The sequence below is a fragment of the Metalysinibacillus jejuensis genome (assembly GCF_003057615.1).
Classification (GTDB): domain Bacteria; phylum Bacillota; class Bacilli; order Bacillales_A; family Planococcaceae; genus Metalysinibacillus; species Metalysinibacillus jejuensis.
On sequence record NZ_QAFW01000003.1, the window covers coordinates 71,109 to 87,762 of the forward strand.

Here is a 16,654-nt window from a genome sequence, read left to right on the forward strand (position 1 = left end):
CCCCTTTCTTATTTCCTACGATTTTCATGCTTTTATTAACAACCAATTAAACGAGAAATAACAATGCGTTGAATTTCAGATGTTCCTTCGCCAATCTCCATTAGTTTAATATCACGTAAATGACGCTCTACATCATACTCTTGCATATAGCCCGAACCACCGTGAATTTGAATCGCTTGATTACATACGCGGAAGCCCATTTCTGATGCAAAGAGCTTAGCCATCGCCGCCTCTTTACCGAATGGTTTACCGTGGTCTTTGAGCCATGCTGCTTTATGTACTAATGTACGAGCAAGCTCAATTTCCATTGCCATATCTGCTAATTTAAATTGAATCGCCTGGAATTTTGAAATTGGCGTGCCAAATTGTTCACGCTCTTTCGCAAACTTCAATGCTTTTTCGTAAGCTGATTGTGCGATTCCTACCGACAGCGCAGCAATTGAAATACGACCGCCATCTAATGTGCTTAAGAATTGAGAAAAGCCTCGTTTTTCGTCTCCGAGTAAATTTTCACGTGGGACACGAACATTTTGTAAAATAATTTCGCACGTATTAGAACCACGTACGCCCATCTTGTCATAGTTACAATTAATCGTTAAACCTTCAGCATCCGTTGGTACGATGATAGAAGAAATAATCTTTTTACCATCTTCACGTTTACCTGTTACAGCTGTCACAATAATTTGTCGAGCATGACCTGCATTAGTAATCCAACATTTTTCGCCGTTAATTACGTAATCATCACCGTCAACTACTGCAGTTGTACGCGTCCCCCCCGCATCCGAACCAGCATTAGGCTCTGTTAAACCAAATGACCCCATCGTTTCGCCTTTCGCTAACGGTACTAGCCACTCTTTCTTTTGTTCTTCTGTACCGAAGTTGTAAATTGGTGTTGCCCCTAAACTGATCGCTGCCGCATAGCTTAAACCTGTACCCCCACAAGCACGACCGATTTCCTCTACTGCTAAAGCGTAAGATACGGTATCTGCCCCTGCACCACCGTACTCCTCAGGGAATGGTAAGCCCATTAACCCTAGCTCCGCTAATTTTTTAAATGTTTCAATACGCATTGTAGACGTTTGATCTACTTCGCGTGCATAAGGTGCAATTTCCTTTTCTGCAAAATCACGTACCGTGTCACGAATCATTTTTTGTTCTTTCGTTAATTCAAAGTTCATACCATTTCCCCCTTGTGTGAATACCGACCAGTCGGTTTGTTTTAGTTAAAAAATAAAACCAGCTTCGTTATTTGCTGATTGTATAACATACTCACTTGCTTCTTGTGCCCCTTGTTGCGTAATGATGCTGCGTAAAATCATATCAATAAAGATGGCTGTAATTTGCGCCATTGTCATCGTGCCGTCTTGCTTATACCATTTATACGACCAGTTAACCATCCCGGTAATCGACATCGTAACGATTGTCGGTGGTAACTCTGTGCGGAAGTCACCGCTCTGTTGGCCCTCAATGATTACATGTTGCAAAATTTTGCGATAGGCATCGCGCTTCTGTTTTATAACTTCGCGGTCACTGTCGAGTAGTGATTTGCTCTCATCATAAAACACCGTAATATGCGCTTGGTATTTGTGAAAGGCTGCGGTAAATGATTGCAGTAACGCACAAAGCTTGGCAATCGGTGTAGCATACATTTCTTCCGTGCGCTTTGCCTCTTCTAACACATACGTAATAAACACATCGTGTATTTCATATAGCAGCTCATCCTTCGCTTTAAAGTGGTGATAAAACCCGCCTTTAGATGCGCCGACATGTGCCACAATTTGGCTGATTGTTACGCCATTATAGCCGTGGGTTTGAAACAGCTGTAATGCCGCATCAATGATTTCTTGTTTTAAATCTTTTTTCAACGTATAGCCTACTTTCATTTTTGCTTGCGTTTACTATAGCACGTAAAATTACAAAAATAAAGATTTTAAAAGAATTTAGAAATCATTAAACAGAAAAATTTTTAATATCTGGCGATACACTGTAGCTTGCTTCTGTTTTTTCTTTCAACGCTTCAAGCGTAATATCAGGCGCTTTTTCCACGAGCACCATGCCTTCATCCGTAAAATCAAAAACTGCTAAGTCTGTAATTAATCGATGTACGACCGCTTTACCTGTTAGTGGCAATGTACACGTTTTTTTCACTTTGGATTCTCCATGCTTTGAAACATGTTCCATAATAACGATGACTTTTTTAGCGCCTTGTACTAAATCCATAGCGCCACCCATGCCCTTCACCATTTTACCTGGTATCATCCAATTAGCTAAATCGCCATTTTCGTCCACTTCCATACCGCCTAAAATAGCTAAATCAATATGGCCGCCACGAATCATAGCAAATGACTCAGCACTATCAAAATAGGATGCGCCTGCAACGGCTGTCACTGTCTCTTTACCAGCGTTAATGAGATCAGCGTCTAACTCGCTAGCTGTTGGATAAGGACCAATGCCGAGCAAACCATTTTCGGATTGTAATAAAACTTGATAGTCTGCAGGAATTTCATTAGCTACTAATGTTGGCATGCCGATACCTAAATTGACGTTCATGCCGTCTTTAATCTCACGCACAGCCAACTTCACAATACGGTCTCTCATCATTATCCCTCCCTCATCGTTTTACGTTCGATGCGCTTTTCATAATCTTTGCCGACAATAACGTGTTGGACGTATACCCCTGGTGTATGAATCTCATCAGGCTGTAACGCACCGACTGGCACAAGCTCCTCTACTTCAGCAATCGTAATTTTGCCAGCTGTTGCTGCTAACGGGTTAAAATTACGCGCGGTCTTGCGGTACACTAAATTACCGAGAGGGTCTGCCTTCCATGCTTTAACGAGCGCATAATCCCCTGTAATTGCTCGTTCTTCGATATACGTTTTACCGTCAAATTGCTTCGTTGGCTTACCCTCTGCAATCGGTGTACCTACACCCGTCGCTGTATAAAATGCTGGTATACCTGCTCCGCCTGCGCGAATACGTTCGGCAAGCGTACCTTGCGGAGTAAGCTCAACTTCTAACTCACCACTTAAATACTGCTGTTCAAAAATTTTATTTTCGCCTACATATGAAGCTACCATTTTTGTAATTTGACGATTGGCTAATAAAATGCCGAGACCAAAATCATCAACGCCACAGTTATTGCTAACAACCGTTAAGCCTGTCGTACCTTTAGCACGAATGGCTGCGATGGCGTTTTCTGGAATACCACAAAGTCCAAAGCCACCAACGATAAGTGTTTGATTAGCCTGTAGCCCTTGTAGCGCCTCTTCAAAAGATTGTTTTACTTTTGTCATTCTTGCACCCCCTATCGCTATAGTTTTATCGTAGCGTTTTTTTATCTATTAGAGAAATACATATATTGCATATATTTAATTCCTGATTGGCATATATTGTTGCCAAGACCATGTCGTCGTAGCCATTAATGATAACCACTCTTTCAGCGCTACGGATTGATAGCGCCCCGCTAACGTCACGATGCCTAAACGCCATACGAGCGGCTCTACTAACGGTATAATTTTAACGTTTGGATTTGCTTGTTTTTCATAAATAGCGCGCGGCAAAATGGTCACGCCTAAATTAAGCGCAATCAGCTCCGTAATTAAGTCCCACTGCGAACTTTTATAAGCGACTTGCGGTGTAAAACCTGCTGTTTCGCAACTGCGTAATACAAAGTCATGGAGCGCAAAATCATCCGAAAATAAAATAAACGGCTCCTCCTGCAACGCCTCAATTGTAATTTGCGTATGTTGCGCTAATGGATGGTCCTTATACATATACGCTACAAAATCATCGTCTACAAAGCGGTCAATTAAAAACTGTGTATCATTAACGGGCAGTACCATAAAGCCGACGTCTACTTTTCCTGAATGGATGAGTTCGCCAATCGTTTTAGCCCCATGCTCTACTAACTCCAAGGTGACATGTGGAAATTTTTGATGAAACTGTTGCGCAATTTCCGGGAAAAACAGCGTACCAATAAGTGGTGGGATACCAATGCGAATCGTACCGCGCTGCACATCGCGCATATCTTGCAAGCTACGGTCAAGTGCCTCTTTCGTATTAACGATGCGCTTAGCATAATCGTAAACGACACGCCCCTCCTCCGTGACGGCTACTTTACGCGTAGTACGATGCAATAAAGTAATCGCTAACTCTTCCTCTAAACGTTTAATACTCTTACTCAGCGTTGGCTGCGATACATACATACGGGCAGCTGCTTTCGTATAACTTTCCTCTTCCACTACTGCCATAAATAATTGCAAATCTCTAAGCTCCATAATTTACACCCCTTTTCGCTCATTATAACGATTTTTGCATACAAAAACGCATTATTTTCTAAATCGAAAATAATGCGTTTCTTTAGTTACGTTTTAACTTCGCAAGTACTTTTTCCATAAGCTCGTCTTCTGTAAGCGCCGCAACAGGACGACTATTAACAAAAGTGAAAGTCTTTTTGCGACCTGGCCCACAATACGAGTGACAGCCAATTTCGATGGTTGCATCAGGATCAATTTCCTTTAATTTTGGAATTAACGTCTTTAAATTAACGGCCTGACATTCATCGCAAACTTTAAATTCGTTTGCCATAGTAGTCAACAACCCTTTCTGTTTTATATTTTGCACACACGTATTTTATCGCACTTAGCGCGCGCAAACAAGCAACTACTTTGCTAACATTTTTGCATTGCGGTCGAGCACGCGTTGTAAATAAAATGCATAGCGTGTGTTTTCTTCAGCGTTAAATGAAGTAGCTTGCACTTGTCCGAGTGTAGCTAACACGCGATAGGCACGCACGACGATATCTTGTACCGTTAATGATTGCCCTATTAATTCATTTAATGAAGCCATCACTTGTGGGCGTATAACAGGATACGAAAATTTTGTGACTTGCTGCTGCAAACCTTGCGCATAAAATTTTTCAATAAGTGCTGCACGCTCACTGCCGCTTCCTTCTACGCATAAATAAATTTGTACGGCTACCCCTTGGCGCAGACGTCTTTGTGAAATGCCCGCAAACTTTTTGCCATCAATACTCAAATCATAAGACCCTGGGCAATAGGAGCCTTCAATTTCATACGCTTCGATTGTAGCTTCTGGTAATAGTAAGCGAATGAACGCAAGCATCGCCTCATAACCCTCATCAATCGACATCGCCTTCGTTTGCTCTGAAAAGACGAGCGATAAATTTAACACACCTTTATCTAATACGACAGCGAGCCCGCCAGAATTTCGCACGATAGGTTGATAGCCTTGTGTTACTAAATAACGCATCGCTTGCTGAATATAGGGTAAGCGGTGATCTTGTATACCTAGCACCACGCTGGCATCATGCACCCACGTCCGTAAAGTAGGTGGTGATTGTAACTGCCCTACTAATTCACAAAGCGTATCGTCCATCGCAAAAGATGTAAGGGGTGAAGTAGGTATGGCACTAATCGATTGATCATAAAAGCGCCAAATGGGTTGTTGTAATAACGCCATAATCATGACTCCTTTTCACTTGCATACAGCCATAAAATTATCGGTTATATGTAATGTATGCTAAAATAAATAATGTAAGTTCCATTATACATTAAGGAGTGTTCTACATAATGAATGAAGCAGCAATTACTTTAGATGGCTGGTACACGTTACATGATTTCCGTTCAATCGACTGGGCTTCTTGGAAGTTAGTTTCAGAGGAAGAGCGTAAAGCAGCTACAGATGAGTTTATCGCATTTTTAGAAAAACTAAATCAAGCAGACGAAGCAAAAACAGGCTCACATGCATTTTACTCAATCGTTGGTCAAAAAGCAGACTTCATGCTAATGACGTTGCGTGAAACGATGCAAGAGCTTAATGATATCGAAACAGAATTTAATAAATTAGCAATTGCTGATTTTACAATTCCTACGTACTCTTACGTATCAGTAGTTGAGCTTTCTAACTACTTAGCGGGTGAGTCTAACGAAGATCCATACCAAAACCCACACGTACGCGCTCGTTTATACCCAGAGCTACCACGCTGGGAGCACGTGTGCTTCTACCCAATGGACAAACGTCGCGAAGGCAATGACAACTGGTATATGTTAGATATGGAAACACGTAAAAAATTAATGTACTCTCACGGCTTAATTGGTCGTAGCTATGCAGGTAAAGTTAAACAAATCATTTGTGGCTCTGTTGGCTTTGACGATCATGAGTGGGGCGTAACATTATTTGCTAATGACGTACTACAATTCAAAAAAATCGTTTATGAAATGCGCTTTGACGAAGTATCAGCTCGCTACGGTGAGTTCGGTGAGTTCTTCGTAGGTAACATTTTAGACAATGAAAAATTAGTTAAAATGTTAACGGTTTAATCTTCATAAACTTTTAAGAACCTCCCTAGCTATTTATTAAGTTTTTCTTGGTATAGTAGCTTTGGAGGTTTTTATTATGAAGAAAATTGCAATACTTATTTTACTATTAGCTATCGGTAGTAGCTGGTACATGAAACAAAAGCCTAGCACTACGGATGAACCTATTGATCAGCTAGTACTAGTCAATCAAAAAAATCCACTCAATCATGTGCCAACGGATTTAATTAATTTATTTGAACAGCAACGGAGCTATGACGTTTTCACGAGTGATATTACGTTATCCGCCCGTGTTGCGGAGGCGCTTGAACAAATGATACAAGACGCAAGCGCACAAGGGTTAAGCCATTTTATCGTCATGAGTGGTTATCGCTCATTTGAGCAACAACAAGCGCTCTATGAAGAAATGGGCGCTGCCTATGCGATGAAGCCTGGTTATAGCGAACACCATACTGGCCTCGCACTTGATATCGGCTCTACTGAAACGACGATGGACGTAGCGCCAGAAGGCAAGTGGATTGCAGACAACGCATGGCGTTACGGCTTTATTTTACGTTACCCTGCTGATAAAGTAGCAATTACTGGCATTGAATATGAACCCTGGCATCTGCGATTTGTAGGATTACCCCATAGCCAACAAATGTTTGAACAAAATCTCGCACTAGAAGAATACGTCGCTAAATGACAAAACGAGGCTATAGTGAAAGTGTTAAACTTTCGCTACAACCTCGTTTTTTGTTACTCATTATTTTACGATATGCATAGCAACTTCTTTAACGATTTTTTGTTGATTTTTTTCTGCTACTACCGTTAATGTATAGCTACCTGGTGCTACATCTACTTCAGAAGACCAAAGACCTGAACGATTCACACTTACAGGTTGCGTAATTTTTTGTCCTTGTGCATTCGTTAACACAGCGCTAATTTTAGCACCACGCTCTACTTTACCCATTACTTTTTTATTAAGTTGACGAGTAACTTCTAATTTCGGCACAAATTTAGCTGTCGCTACATGTGCTACAGGCATTGCTACTACACCTGTGTTTTTAAATTGCACGCTTAACTCATCTGCCGTCGCTACACCGTTTAATGTCGCCATAACGCGTGTTTGATCTGCATCAATCACATATGTTACACCTGATAATGTTGCACCGTTTTTCTTTAATGTAATATGTTGTAAGTCGGCTACCGCTACTGCTTTATCAAACGTTAACGTCACTGTTTTTTGTGATGCACTGTATTGTGCAGCTTTTAATACTGGCTGATTTTCTACAATAATAGGCGCATCACCTGTATGTGAATGCGTTACTTTAATTGTGTAACCTTTAGTAATTTCTTGGTCGTCGTTCGCTGAAGCTGATCCGCTTCCCATCGCTACTAACATTCCCATTAATAATGTGCTTTTTGTTAACATTGATACTTTTTTCAATTTATGTCACCTGTCCTTTATTTTTTAATTATCGATTATCTACACTCGCAATATTATATCGCCATTCATTTCTATTATTATAGCGTTTTATTTTTTTATTTTTTCCTTTGCAAACGACTTTATCGTAGTTGATAACGTAATTATACAAAAAGTGGACTGAACAAAAACTGAACATACCCTTTAGACAAAAAAAGAAGCGCCGCATTAAGCGTCACTTCTTACATTCATTTTCCTTCTTTAACGACTGCTACGATTAAACATACCCAGCTAATTAAGAAAAATACGCCACCAAACGGTGTAATCGCGCCCAATTTGCCAATCCCTGTAACAGCAAGCGTATACAAACTACCTGCAAATAATAAAATACCGATATTCATACACCAACCAGCCGCATTTAATAGCTTAACATCGCCCATTAACTTGCGACTCATTAAAATACCGACTGCTAATAAGCCACCTGCATGAAACATTTGGTATTGTACAGCTGTATTCCAAATACCTGTGCTATATACATCGAGCACGTCTTTTAAACCATGTGCCGCAAAAGCACCAAGAGCTACAGCTAAGAAGGCATGTATTGCCCCTGTAACGATAAATTTCTTCATGTCTTTTCCCTACCTTTAAAAGTCAAATAATGATTCACCATTCGCGTCATCTTCTTTAAAGGGTTGCTGTACTAATGATTGCGAAGGCGCTATAGGTTGCATAGTAGGCTCAACTTCGGTGCGTAAGCTTACGTTACAAAGCGCTTGAATCGCTGTCATACCCGCTTGGAAATCTGCAGGTGTGCGCGCACTTTTTACGCGTTGTAACTGCTGTTCTATTTCTTGAATAATCATCTGCTGTGAAATCATGCTTTTTTGCCCCCTTGTTTTGGTACAAACTTCATACAATCCATACCTGATGATTGCTTGACAACGACGGATGGTAATTGTTTCGTTTTAAAGCCGTACGCTGCGCATGCACGTGGATTATTAACATCCCATGTCACCTTAAAATAATGACATTGAAAACAGTTCACTCGCATACGAACGCCTCCTTTCAATGTATCACGATTATTGTTCGCTTTGAAGTGACGAGTTTCTTACAAACACCAATCAATCGGTTGCTCGCCCCAAGCTTGAAGTTGTTTATTAATTTGTGAATACGGCTTACTACCGAAAAAGCCGCGATGTGCACTTAACGGACTAGGGTGAGGCGCTGTTAGTACAACATGTTGAGAGTAACGTTTAATTACCGCTTGCTTTTGTTGAGCAGGGCGACCCCATAATACAAAAATAATAGGGGCTTCTCTTTGCGCTAAACGTTCGATAATAACATCAGTAAATGTTTCCCATCCTTGCCCTTTGTGCGAATTAGCTTCACCACGGCGTACCGTCAACACTGTGTTAAGAAGCAAGACGCCTTGTTGTGCCCACTTCATAAGATTGCCATGTGTAGGCACGGGGCACCCTATATCATCATGTAACTCTTTATACATATTGCGTAAGCTCGGCGGAATCGCAACACCTTCTTTTACAGAAAAACTTAAGCCCTGCGCTTGATTAGGGCCATGATAAGGATCTTGCCCTAAAATTACAACACGCACATCTTCATAAGCTGTTGTATAGAGTGCATTCATTACCTCTTCTTTCGGTGGATAAATCGTTGCACTCGCATACTGTTGTTTTAAAAACTGACGAAGCTTCTTATAATAAGGCGCCTCGAACTGATCATGCAGTACTTCTTGCCAATCATTAGTAAAAACATTTGTCATTATAATCTCCCCTGACCTTATACTTTTTGCTAAAACTGATGGTTTTTATATATCCAGTGCAGCGGTATACTTATTGATACTTATTTTACTACAAAGGAGATTGAATTATGAGCTTAAAGAAAACATTAACTATCGCTGGTTCTGACACATCAGGAGGCGCTGGTATTCAAGCCGATCTTAAAACGTTTCAAGAGCATGGTACTTACGGGATGACCGCACTTACTGTCGTTGTTACGATGGACCCTGACAAATACTGGGCACATGGCGTTTATTCACTACCCGTTGAAGTGTTAGATGCACAAATTAAAACTGCGCTATCTACAGGAGTCGATGCAGTCAAAACAGGCATGCTTGCAACAGAAGAAGTGATTAAAACAGCTGGTGAAGCTATTAAAAACGCTGGTACTACTAACGTAGTCATCGATCCTGTTATGGTGTGTAAAGGCGAAGATGAAGTATTAAACCCTGGCAATACAGACGCTATGATTAATTATTTATTGCCTTATGCTGCCGTTACTACACCTAACCTATTTGAAGCTGGTCAGTTAGCTGGCATGAAAACACCGCAAACGGTAGAAGAAATGAAACAAGCTGCACAAAAAATTCATGCGCTAGGTGCCAAAACGATAGTCATCAAAGGTGGACGTGCATTGCCAACGGATAAAGCACTCGATTTATTTTATGACGGTACGACATTTTATGCCCTAGAAACAGAAAAAATTGCATCAACGTATAATCACGGCGCAGGCTGTACTTTTGCCGCTTCTATTACAGCCAATCTTGCAAACGGTATGACAATTAAAGATGCCGTAGTAGAAGCAAAAGAATTTGTAGCCGCGGCTATCGCTAAAGGCTGGGCACTTAACCAATATGTAGGCCCTGTTATGCACGGTGCAAAATCACGCTACGGTGCACCTACGGTTACTATTCGCGAAATTTAATAGATGAAATAATGCGCTGAGCACTAAGTTCAGCGTATTTTTTATGTGGAAGCCGCGCACATGCTTGATGTTAAGTAGATCAGCCTTGAGTTAAAATGAAATCTTAGCATTTCCCTTTGTATTAAAAATTGTTTATACTAAAAGCATTGATTTCAAGGAGGCACAAAAATGGAAATCGTCAATATTGCACAACTCCAAAAGCAACTCGATGCTTTTGCTAATAAAGAAGTATATATTCATTTAGAAACAACAAACGGCTCTTACGCCGCTCACTATGATGAACAATTTTTTAATGCTGGCGCTTTTATTCGCAACGTGAAACTCGTATATGAGCACGCTAAAGTCATTGAAGATCACCCAAACCGTGTAGGCTTAAAGCTAGAGCATGGCTGGGTGTACGCACAGGGTATTACCCATTCAGAAATTGATGAGCAAGGTCGTTTACTAATGGCCGGCTTAGACTATAGTGGAAAGTTAGCGGTCGCTTTACAAATTAGTGAAACACCGTTTGCTTATTAAGGAGGCAAACTCATGGAAAAACAACGACATATTTTAATCGTCTACCCTCACCCTGATGACGAATCTTTTTCAGTAGCTGGTATTGCAGCTATGCAAGCAGCTATGGGCGTCCCTATTACGTATGCATGTTTAACACTCGGCGAAATGGGACGTAACTTAGGTAACCCCCCATTTGCCACGCGTGAGTCGCTACCTGCGATTCGTAAACAAGAGTTAATTGCGGCTTGTGAAGCTATCGGCATTCAAGATTTACGTATGATGGGGTTACGCGACAAAACAGTAGAGTTTGAAGACGACGAAAAAATGGTGCGTCTCGTAACGGACCTTATTGAAGAGTTGCATCCTTCTATGATTTTTACCTTCTTACCTAAATATTGTGTACACCCTGACCACGAGGCAACAGCGCGTGCTGTCGTTGAAGCAGTACGTCGCCTACCTAAAGAGCAGCGCCCTACTTTACTCGGTGCAGGCTTCGCTAACAACACCGAACAAGAAATGGGACCTGCAGACTTTGTCGTAGACATTCGTGCTTTTAAAGAACAAAAGTTAAACGCATTAAAAGCACACGCTTCACAAACAGGTTGGATGTTACAGGAATTAGATAAGCGCGAGGAAGACAATGGTGAATCAACAGAAGATGCTTGGTTTACAACCGAACAATTTTATACAATTACTTTTGAAGACTAAAATCACGTTTTTACGTGATTTTTTCTTTTTCCTAAACAAAAATCGCAAATTTTCAGAAAAAACTTTTTTGTGAAAAGGACTAGACACCCAAATAAAAAACCTTTATAGTGTATAAATATACAAAACATACATTAAAAGAGGTTATCAACATGAAAAAACATTCGCTTGGCTCATGGCTTCTTTTCCTTATACCTTCACTACTTGGCGTGTTTATTTTTATGACACCCCTCAATATTGAAGGCGCATGGAAAGTGCCAATTGCTATTATGGCTAATTCACTCGCTGGCATGGTCGTTCCTATTATTAGTTGGTTTGCATTAACAATTATGGTTATTGCGGCACTAGGCTCAGTGATTTATTTATTCTTACCTAAAACAACATTAAAAGCACCGAGCTTCACGGCTCAGCTTTTCCGTGTTAATTTATTTTGGACAATTACACGTGTACTCGCTGTAATTTTCACGGCGATGGTCGTGTTTGACTTTGGTCCAGCAGCGATTAACAATCCTAATACAGCAGGGTTATTAATGGACCCTGAAGAAGGTTTAGTAACTTTTTTATTTACGATCTTCTTATTCGCAGGGTTATTATTACCGCTCCTAACAAACTTTGGTTTACTCGAATTCTTTGGTACGTTAATGACAAAAGTTATGCGCCCTTTATTTAAAATACCAGGTCGTTCTTCAATTGATGCGCTTGCTTCATGGATTGGCGATGGTACAATCGGTGTGTTAATGACGAGTAAACAATATGAGCAAGGCAATTATACGAAAAAAGAAGCAGCTATTATCGCTACTACTTTCTCAATCGTCTCTATTACATTTTGTTTTACTATTTTAAAAGAGTTAAATTTAGAAAGTTACTTCTTTGAGTTTTACGGCACAGTAATTATCGCAGGCTTAGCGTTAGCTTTAATTATGCCGCGCATTTACCCATTACGTAAAATTGAGGCATCTTATATTGATGGCTCTACAAAACAAAAAGAAGAAGTACTACAAGATGAGCCGTTGTTACAAGTAGCCACTGACCGCGCTTTAACTTCTGCTAAAAAGAATAGCAACTTTGCTTCATTTTGGGCAGAGGGCGGTAAAAACGTATTAGATATGTGGTTTGCTGTAGCACCTGTCGTTATGGCATTCGGTACTATCGCTTTAGTATTAGCTGAGTTTACTCCTGTATTTAGCTTTTTAGGTAAGCCGTTTGAATACTATTTAGCGGCCCTTAACATTCCTGAGGCAGGCGAAGCTGCACAAACGATGGTTGTTGGATTTGCGGATATGCTATTACCTGCAATCTTAGGAAGCGGCATTGAATCAGAAATGACACGTTTCGTCATTGCGACCGTTTCTGTTACTCAATTGATTTATATGTCAGAAGTGGGCGGTTTAATTTTAGGTACTAAAATTCCATTAAAAATTTGGGATTTAATCGTTATCTTCTTATTACGTACAGTAATTTCACTACCAATTATCGCTTTAATGGCGCATTTATTTTTCTAAAAGGCATGCCCTCGTGGCATGTCTTTTCTCTATCTAAAGCCGCATCTAACTAGTTATTACTACTCATTATTAATACACAACTAAAGACTTAAACGAGCGAATGTAAACGGTTATTACTTACGATGACCTTCTTTTTTGTTTACTATTAGCGTATTTTCCACCCTTTTTATACCTTATGCCCCACCTTCTATTTTTTTAGCGTTTGTTATGATAATGCTAGGTCCGTTCAAGTGACCTAAATTATAGGAGGGTTTTATTTTGAGGAATGAGCAAGATGCTTTATCGTTAGTTCGCGCCAGCTTGAAGGAAGACGAGGAGGTCCGACAGAGTCTGTTCGGTACGGTACACCTTCCGTTCATGAGTGCTAGAAGAAAACGTAAGGGCCTGCTTGTAGCCACTAATCAACGCCTTGCCTTTTACACGCAACAGTTTGGGACCGAAACATTTGATTCCTATGATTATGAAGACATTGATGCGATAGAAACGCGCCACCATTACGCACACGGTCAACAAGTCGTCGTGCAGCAAGATGGACATGAGCAGATTTTATCTGCTATTGAATCATCCAACATTTTTGATTGTGTTCATTTTGTACAGCAAAAAATTTAACAAGGGAAGCTTGTACGATGTTACTACTTGTCGTGCAAGCTTTTTTGCGTATAGTTAATGTAAGAGGTGATGACGATGAAAATTTTGTTTGCAGAAGATGATCAAATATTGCGTAAGCATATGACATATTTACTGACGCATGCGGGCTATAAAGTGACGACCGCAAAAGACGGCGCAGAGGCACTTGACTACGCTTTAGCCGAACCTTTTGACATTATTATTTTAGATTGGTTAATGCCTAAACTATCAGGGCTTGCCGTTTGTCAAAAACTTCGCGCGACACAACACACAGCCGGCATTATGTTGCTTACTGCTCGCGATGCAGCGGAAGATATGATTACCGGCTTAGATGAAGGGGCAGATGACTATTTAGTGAAGCCTTTTAAAAGCGATGTTTTGTTAGCTCGCATTCGCGCATTGAGTCGTCGTAAAACAAAAGCAATTATCGAAACGCTGACGTGTGGCGACTTAACACTCAACATTCAACAACGCACCGTACATAAACAACAGCAAAGCATTGAGCTAACAAAAAATGAGTTTTTAGTGCTCTATTACCTCATGCAAAATGTAAATCATGTGTTAACACGTGAGCAAATTATTGCTTATGTGTGGAACTTCGAACAAGACGTCACGAGCAATGCGCTTGATGCCCTTATTAAACTCGTACGTAAAAAAATTGATGACAACGCAACTTCCTACATTCAAACTGTACGCGGTGTTGGCTACAAGATGCAGGTGATATAATGTTTCGTTCGATGCGCAATCAACTGACCCTACTTTATACGATCACGTTTACAATTGCGGTTAGCTTGTTAATGATTGTGCTGTTTTTCGCCTTACAAAAGGTTATGGACAAACAGCAAGTAGAAGAGCTTAATGCATTTTTCATTCGAGAGCAACATGATTTTTTATTACAACTGCAAGCTAAAGAACCCGTATTACATATTGATCCTACACGCCACTTTTTTTATTACATTTATAATGAAGAAGGGCAATTTATTCATGGTGATTCACAATATGATGGTTTAGAAAACGTTATCGCTACTTACTTTATCGAGGAAACACCTTATCAAAAAATCCAATGGGATAACGAAACACTCTTTATCATTAAAAGACCATTTATGTTAAATAACCGAGAAGTCGGCTATATTTTGACTGGTAAAACAATCACAACGCAAGCTAACTTCTTTAAAAATACTTTGGCTGTTTTGCTCATTGCGACGTTGCTTTTTGCTCTGCTTATTGGCGCGATTAGTCACTTCTTTGCAGGGCGTGCTGTACGTCCTATCCAACAAGCTTACGACAAGCAAAAGCGCTTTGTATCCGATGCCTCACACGAGCTCCGTACACCACTTGCTGTATTTCAAAGCTCCACAGATATTTTACGCACAGAGTCGTTAAGTGACTTTGGTAAAGAAGTGTTGCGCGATGCTGAAAATGATGTCGTGCATATGCAAAAGCTACTCGAGCAACTATTAACATTAGCGAGAGCTGACCAAACACCACTCGTTTTGGGCGATAATGTCGATTTTTCAGCACTCGTAGGGGCAACTGTGCAAAAATTTCAGCGCTTAACGCACCTGCCGATCCACGCTGAAATTACACCGCAGCTATTCGTAAAAGGTCATGCTGCAAAACTTCAGCAAGTGCTCTACATTTTATTCGAAAACGCCCTGCGCTACACACAAGACGGTACAATTGACGTAAAGTTAGATGACTCAGGTTTGACGTTAACTGATAGCGGTATTGGAATTGATGCTAAGGACCTTCCTCATATTTTTGAGCGCTTTTATCGTAGCGATGATGCACGAGCTAAAGGCGGTACAGGCTTAGGCTTGGCGATTGCTAAAACAATTATTGAACAGCATAATGGTACAATTACCGCAACGAGCTCGCCACAAGGCACAACTTTCCATATTACTTTGCCTATTTTCAGATAAAATTCAGTTTAGTTGTGTATACTTCTTTCAACTTATCATTTAGATGGAAGGACGAAACACAATGACACATACGTTTACTTTCCGTGCTATGCATGTGGATTTTTCGTTTACACTTCCTCAGCACTGCGCGCCACTAGAACCTATGCTTAAACAATGGCTACTCGCCTTAGAAAAAGACTGGTCGCGTTTTAATGACCAAAATGAATTAGCAACGATTAATCGTCTCGCTATCGGCGATACATTACAAATTAGTCCTTTACTTTATACATGCTTACAAAGCGCACATAAATATTACGTGCGTACTAACGGCTTATTTTCACCTTATTTACGCACACAAATGATTGCTAACGGCTATATTACATCGTTCCCGTTCCGCCATTCTGCCGTACGCACCATTCCTAAACCAGTTACAGCGCTCGCCTTTTTACCGCAGTACACGATTAAAAAGCAAGCGCGAGGTGAAGTAGATTTAGGTGGCTTTGCGAAAGGCTTCCTTATCGATCAGCTTTGTACAATGCTGAAAGATAACTATCAAGCGGCTTACGGTCAAATTATCGGGGGCGACGATATGCGCATGTGGTCAACTACCGATAAAGTTTGGGAAGTACCGCTTCTCCACCCGATGCATCAATCTGTGATGACGACGATTCACGTCAAAAATGCCGCAGTTGCGACTTCAAGTAGACTGCAACGTACTTGGCAAACGACAGCCGATCACATTCATCACATTTTAAATGGACAGACAGGGCAACCTGCTCAAACGGACATCGTTCAAACGACTGTAATTTGCGATGATTTAACTGCTGGTGAAGTAAGTGCCAAACTTGGCTTTTTAACAGATGAGGCGTTACTTGGGCCATTCTCTAGTTACATTGTCCATGAAGATGGTACACATCACTGGCAACAACAAGCTGCCTTAGCGCATTAAAAATA

At 40.7% G+C, this 16,654-nt stretch carries 22 protein-coding genes; 10 read left to right on the top strand and 12 right to left on the bottom strand.

What is annotated here, in order from left to right:
- Positions 1-35 precede the first annotated feature (35 nt).
- The 7 genes from DDE80_RS02330 to lipL form a co-directional block, all read right to left on the bottom strand.
- On the bottom strand, positions 36-1,178 hold the full coding sequence (locus DDE80_RS02330) for an acyl-CoA dehydrogenase (RefSeq protein WP_108306077.1): 1,143 nt from the start codon (positions 1,176-1,178) through the stop codon (positions 36-38).
- 45 nt (positions 1,179-1,223) lie between these two features.
- Positions 1,224-1,865, bottom strand: a complete 642-nt coding sequence (locus tag DDE80_RS02335; protein WP_427901788.1) for a TetR/AcrR family transcriptional regulator — start codon at positions 1,863-1,865, stop codon at positions 1,224-1,226.
- A gap of 85 nt (positions 1,866-1,950) precedes the next feature.
- Positions 1,951-2,601, bottom strand: coding sequence for a 3-oxoacid CoA-transferase subunit B (locus tag DDE80_RS02340; protein ID WP_235612258.1), 651 nt, complete (start codon positions 2,599-2,601; stop codon positions 1,951-1,953).
- Positions 2,601-3,296, bottom strand: a complete 696-nt coding sequence (locus DDE80_RS02345) for a CoA transferase subunit A (protein WP_108306080.1) — start codon at positions 3,294-3,296, stop codon at positions 2,601-2,603. Before DDE80_RS02345 ends, DDE80_RS02340 begins: the two co-directional genes overlap by 1 nt.
- Before the next feature lie 75 nt (positions 3,297-3,371).
- Positions 3,372-4,280 (bottom strand): LysR family transcriptional regulator, encoded by a 909-nt coding sequence (locus tag DDE80_RS02350; RefSeq protein ID WP_108306081.1) that lies wholly within the window; start codon positions 4,278-4,280, stop codon positions 3,372-3,374.
- Positions 4,281-4,362: 82 nt separating this feature from the next.
- Positions 4,363-4,590: a YuzB family protein gene (locus DDE80_RS02355; RefSeq protein WP_108306082.1), complete on the bottom strand. Its 228-nt coding sequence runs from the start codon at positions 4,588-4,590 to the stop codon at positions 4,363-4,365.
- A 75-nt stretch (positions 4,591-4,665) separates the two neighbouring features.
- Positions 4,666-5,487, bottom strand: coding sequence for an octanoyl-[GcvH]:protein N-octanoyltransferase (gene lipL, locus DDE80_RS02360; RefSeq protein ID WP_108306114.1), 822 nt, complete (start codon positions 5,485-5,487; stop codon positions 4,666-4,668).
- 107 nt (positions 5,488-5,594) lie between these two features.
- Between lipL and hemQ the strand changes: the two genes are divergently transcribed.
- A complete protein-coding gene (gene hemQ, locus DDE80_RS02365; RefSeq protein ID WP_108306083.1) occupies positions 5,595-6,344 on the top strand; it encodes a hydrogen peroxide-dependent heme synthase in 750 nt (249 codons plus the stop codon).
- Positions 6,345-6,420: 76 nt separating this feature from the next.
- Positions 6,421-7,026 (top strand): M15 family metallopeptidase, encoded by a 606-nt coding sequence (locus tag DDE80_RS02370; protein ID WP_108306084.1) that lies wholly within the window; start codon positions 6,421-6,423, stop codon positions 7,024-7,026.
- 60 nt (positions 7,027-7,086) lie between these two features.
- On the opposite strand, the gene DDE80_RS02375 is transcribed toward DDE80_RS02370, so the two are convergent.
- The 5 genes from DDE80_RS02375 to DDE80_RS02395 form a co-directional block, all read right to left on the bottom strand.
- Positions 7,087-7,770 carry a hypothetical protein gene (locus DDE80_RS02375; RefSeq protein WP_108306085.1) on the bottom strand — a complete coding sequence of 228 codons (684 nt, stop codon included), beginning with the start codon at positions 7,768-7,770 and terminating at the stop codon, positions 7,087-7,089.
- Between the two features lie 224 nt (positions 7,771-7,994).
- The gene (locus DDE80_RS02380) at positions 7,995-8,375 is read right to left on the bottom strand and encodes a DUF423 domain-containing protein (protein WP_108306086.1); all 381 of its coding nucleotides are present in this window, start codon (positions 8,373-8,375) and stop codon (positions 7,995-7,997) included.
- A gap of 15 nt (positions 8,376-8,390) precedes the next feature.
- Positions 8,391-8,624, bottom strand: a complete 234-nt coding sequence (locus tag DDE80_RS02385) for a DUF5327 family protein (protein ID WP_108306087.1) — start codon at positions 8,622-8,624, stop codon at positions 8,391-8,393.
- The gene (locus tag DDE80_RS02390; RefSeq protein WP_108306088.1) at positions 8,621-8,797 is read right to left on the bottom strand and encodes a uracil-DNA glycosylase; all 177 of its coding nucleotides are present in this window, start codon (positions 8,795-8,797) and stop codon (positions 8,621-8,623) included. Before DDE80_RS02390 ends, DDE80_RS02385 begins: the two co-directional genes overlap by 4 nt.
- A 57-nt stretch (positions 8,798-8,854) precedes the next feature.
- Entirely contained in the window at positions 8,855-9,526 is a 672-nt protein-coding gene (locus tag DDE80_RS02395) for a uracil-DNA glycosylase (protein WP_108306089.1), read from the bottom strand.
- Positions 9,527-9,633: 107 nt separating this feature from the next.
- Between DDE80_RS02395 and thiD the strand changes: the two genes are divergently transcribed.
- The 8 genes from thiD to DDE80_RS02435 all read left to right on the top strand — a co-directional run bounded on the left by thiD (position 9,634) and on the right by DDE80_RS02435 (position 16,649).
- Positions 9,634-10,467 carry a bifunctional hydroxymethylpyrimidine kinase/phosphomethylpyrimidine kinase gene (thiD, locus tag DDE80_RS02400; protein ID WP_108306090.1) on the top strand — a complete coding sequence of 278 codons (834 nt, stop codon included), beginning with the start codon at positions 9,634-9,636 and terminating at the stop codon, positions 10,465-10,467.
- Positions 10,468-10,635: 168 nt separating this feature from the next.
- On the top strand, positions 10,636-10,986 hold the full coding sequence (locus DDE80_RS02405) for a YojF family protein (protein ID WP_108306091.1): 351 nt from the start codon (positions 10,636-10,638) through the stop codon (positions 10,984-10,986).
- Positions 10,987-10,998: 12 nt separating this feature from the next.
- Positions 10,999-11,673 (top strand): bacillithiol biosynthesis deacetylase BshB2, encoded by a 675-nt coding sequence (gene bshB2, locus DDE80_RS02410; RefSeq protein ID WP_108306092.1) that lies wholly within the window; start codon positions 10,999-11,001, stop codon positions 11,671-11,673.
- A 149-nt stretch (positions 11,674-11,822) separates the two neighbouring features.
- Positions 11,823-13,172: a YjiH family protein gene (locus DDE80_RS02415; RefSeq protein WP_108306093.1), complete on the top strand. Its 1,350-nt coding sequence runs from the start codon at positions 11,823-11,825 to the stop codon at positions 13,170-13,172.
- 258 nt (positions 13,173-13,430) lie between these two features.
- A complete protein-coding gene (locus DDE80_RS02420) occupies positions 13,431-13,781 on the top strand; it encodes a PH domain-containing protein (protein ID WP_161952250.1) in 351 nt (116 codons plus the stop codon).
- A 75-nt stretch (positions 13,782-13,856) separates the two neighbouring features.
- Entirely contained in the window at positions 13,857-14,525 is a 669-nt protein-coding gene (locus DDE80_RS02425; protein ID WP_108306095.1) for a response regulator transcription factor, read from the top strand.
- A complete protein-coding gene (locus DDE80_RS02430) occupies positions 14,525-15,721 on the top strand; it encodes a sensor histidine kinase (RefSeq protein WP_108306096.1) in 1,197 nt (398 codons plus the stop codon). The genes DDE80_RS02425 and DDE80_RS02430 overlap by 1 nt, the downstream gene beginning before the upstream one ends.
- 61 nt (positions 15,722-15,782) lie before the next feature.
- A complete protein-coding gene (locus DDE80_RS02435) occupies positions 15,783-16,649 on the top strand; it encodes an FAD:protein FMN transferase (RefSeq protein WP_161952251.1) in 867 nt (288 codons plus the stop codon).
- Positions 16,650-16,654 lie beyond the last annotated feature (5 nt).

Excerpts from the sequence above, each read along its gene's own strand:
- DDE80_RS02330 (WP_108306077.1), bottom strand. The coding sequence starts at position 1,178 with ATGAACTTTGAATTAACGAAAGAACAAAAAATGATTCGTGACACGGTA.
- DDE80_RS02340 (WP_235612258.1), bottom strand. The coding sequence starts at position 2,601 with ATGATGAGAGACCGTATTGTGAAGTTGGCTGTGCGTGAGATTAAAGAC.
- DDE80_RS02345 (WP_108306080.1), bottom strand. The coding sequence starts at position 3,296 with ATGACAAAAGTAAAACAATCTTTTGAAGAGGCGCTACAAGGGCTACAG.
- DDE80_RS02350 (WP_108306081.1), bottom strand. The coding sequence starts at position 4,280 with ATGGAGCTTAGAGATTTGCAATTATTTATGGCAGTAGTGGAAGAGGAA.
- DDE80_RS02355 (WP_108306082.1), bottom strand. The coding sequence starts at position 4,590 with ATGGCAAACGAATTTAAAGTTTGCGATGAATGTCAGGCCGTTAATTTA.
- hemQ (WP_108306083.1), top strand. The coding sequence starts at position 5,595 with ATGAATGAAGCAGCAATTACTTTAGATGGCTGGTACACGTTACATGAT.
- DDE80_RS02370 (WP_108306084.1), top strand. The coding sequence starts at position 6,421 with ATGAAGAAAATTGCAATACTTATTTTACTATTAGCTATCGGTAGTAGC.
- DDE80_RS02380 (WP_108306086.1), bottom strand. The coding sequence starts at position 8,375 with ATGAAGAAATTTATCGTTACAGGGGCAATACATGCCTTCTTAGCTGTA.
- DDE80_RS02385 (WP_108306087.1), bottom strand. The coding sequence starts at position 8,624 with ATGATTTCACAGCAGATGATTATTCAAGAAATAGAACAGCAGTTACAA.
- DDE80_RS02390 (WP_108306088.1), bottom strand. The coding sequence starts at position 8,797 with ATGCGAGTGAACTGTTTTCAATGTCATTATTTTAAGGTGACATGGGAT.
- DDE80_RS02395 (WP_108306089.1), bottom strand. The coding sequence starts at position 9,526 with ATGACAAATGTTTTTACTAATGATTGGCAAGAAGTACTGCATGATCAG.
- thiD (WP_108306090.1), top strand. The coding sequence starts at position 9,634 with ATGAGCTTAAAGAAAACATTAACTATCGCTGGTTCTGACACATCAGGA.
- DDE80_RS02405 (WP_108306091.1), top strand. The coding sequence starts at position 10,636 with ATGGAAATCGTCAATATTGCACAACTCCAAAAGCAACTCGATGCTTTT.
- bshB2 (WP_108306092.1), top strand. The coding sequence starts at position 10,999 with ATGGAAAAACAACGACATATTTTAATCGTCTACCCTCACCCTGATGAC.
- DDE80_RS02415 (WP_108306093.1), top strand. The coding sequence starts at position 11,823 with ATGAAAAAACATTCGCTTGGCTCATGGCTTCTTTTCCTTATACCTTCA.
- DDE80_RS02425 (WP_108306095.1), top strand. The coding sequence starts at position 13,857 with ATGAAAATTTTGTTTGCAGAAGATGATCAAATATTGCGTAAGCATATG.
- DDE80_RS02430 (WP_108306096.1), top strand. The coding sequence starts at position 14,525 with ATGTTTCGTTCGATGCGCAATCAACTGACCCTACTTTATACGATCACG.
- DDE80_RS02435 (WP_161952251.1), top strand. The coding sequence starts at position 15,783 with ATGACACATACGTTTACTTTCCGTGCTATGCATGTGGATTTTTCGTTT.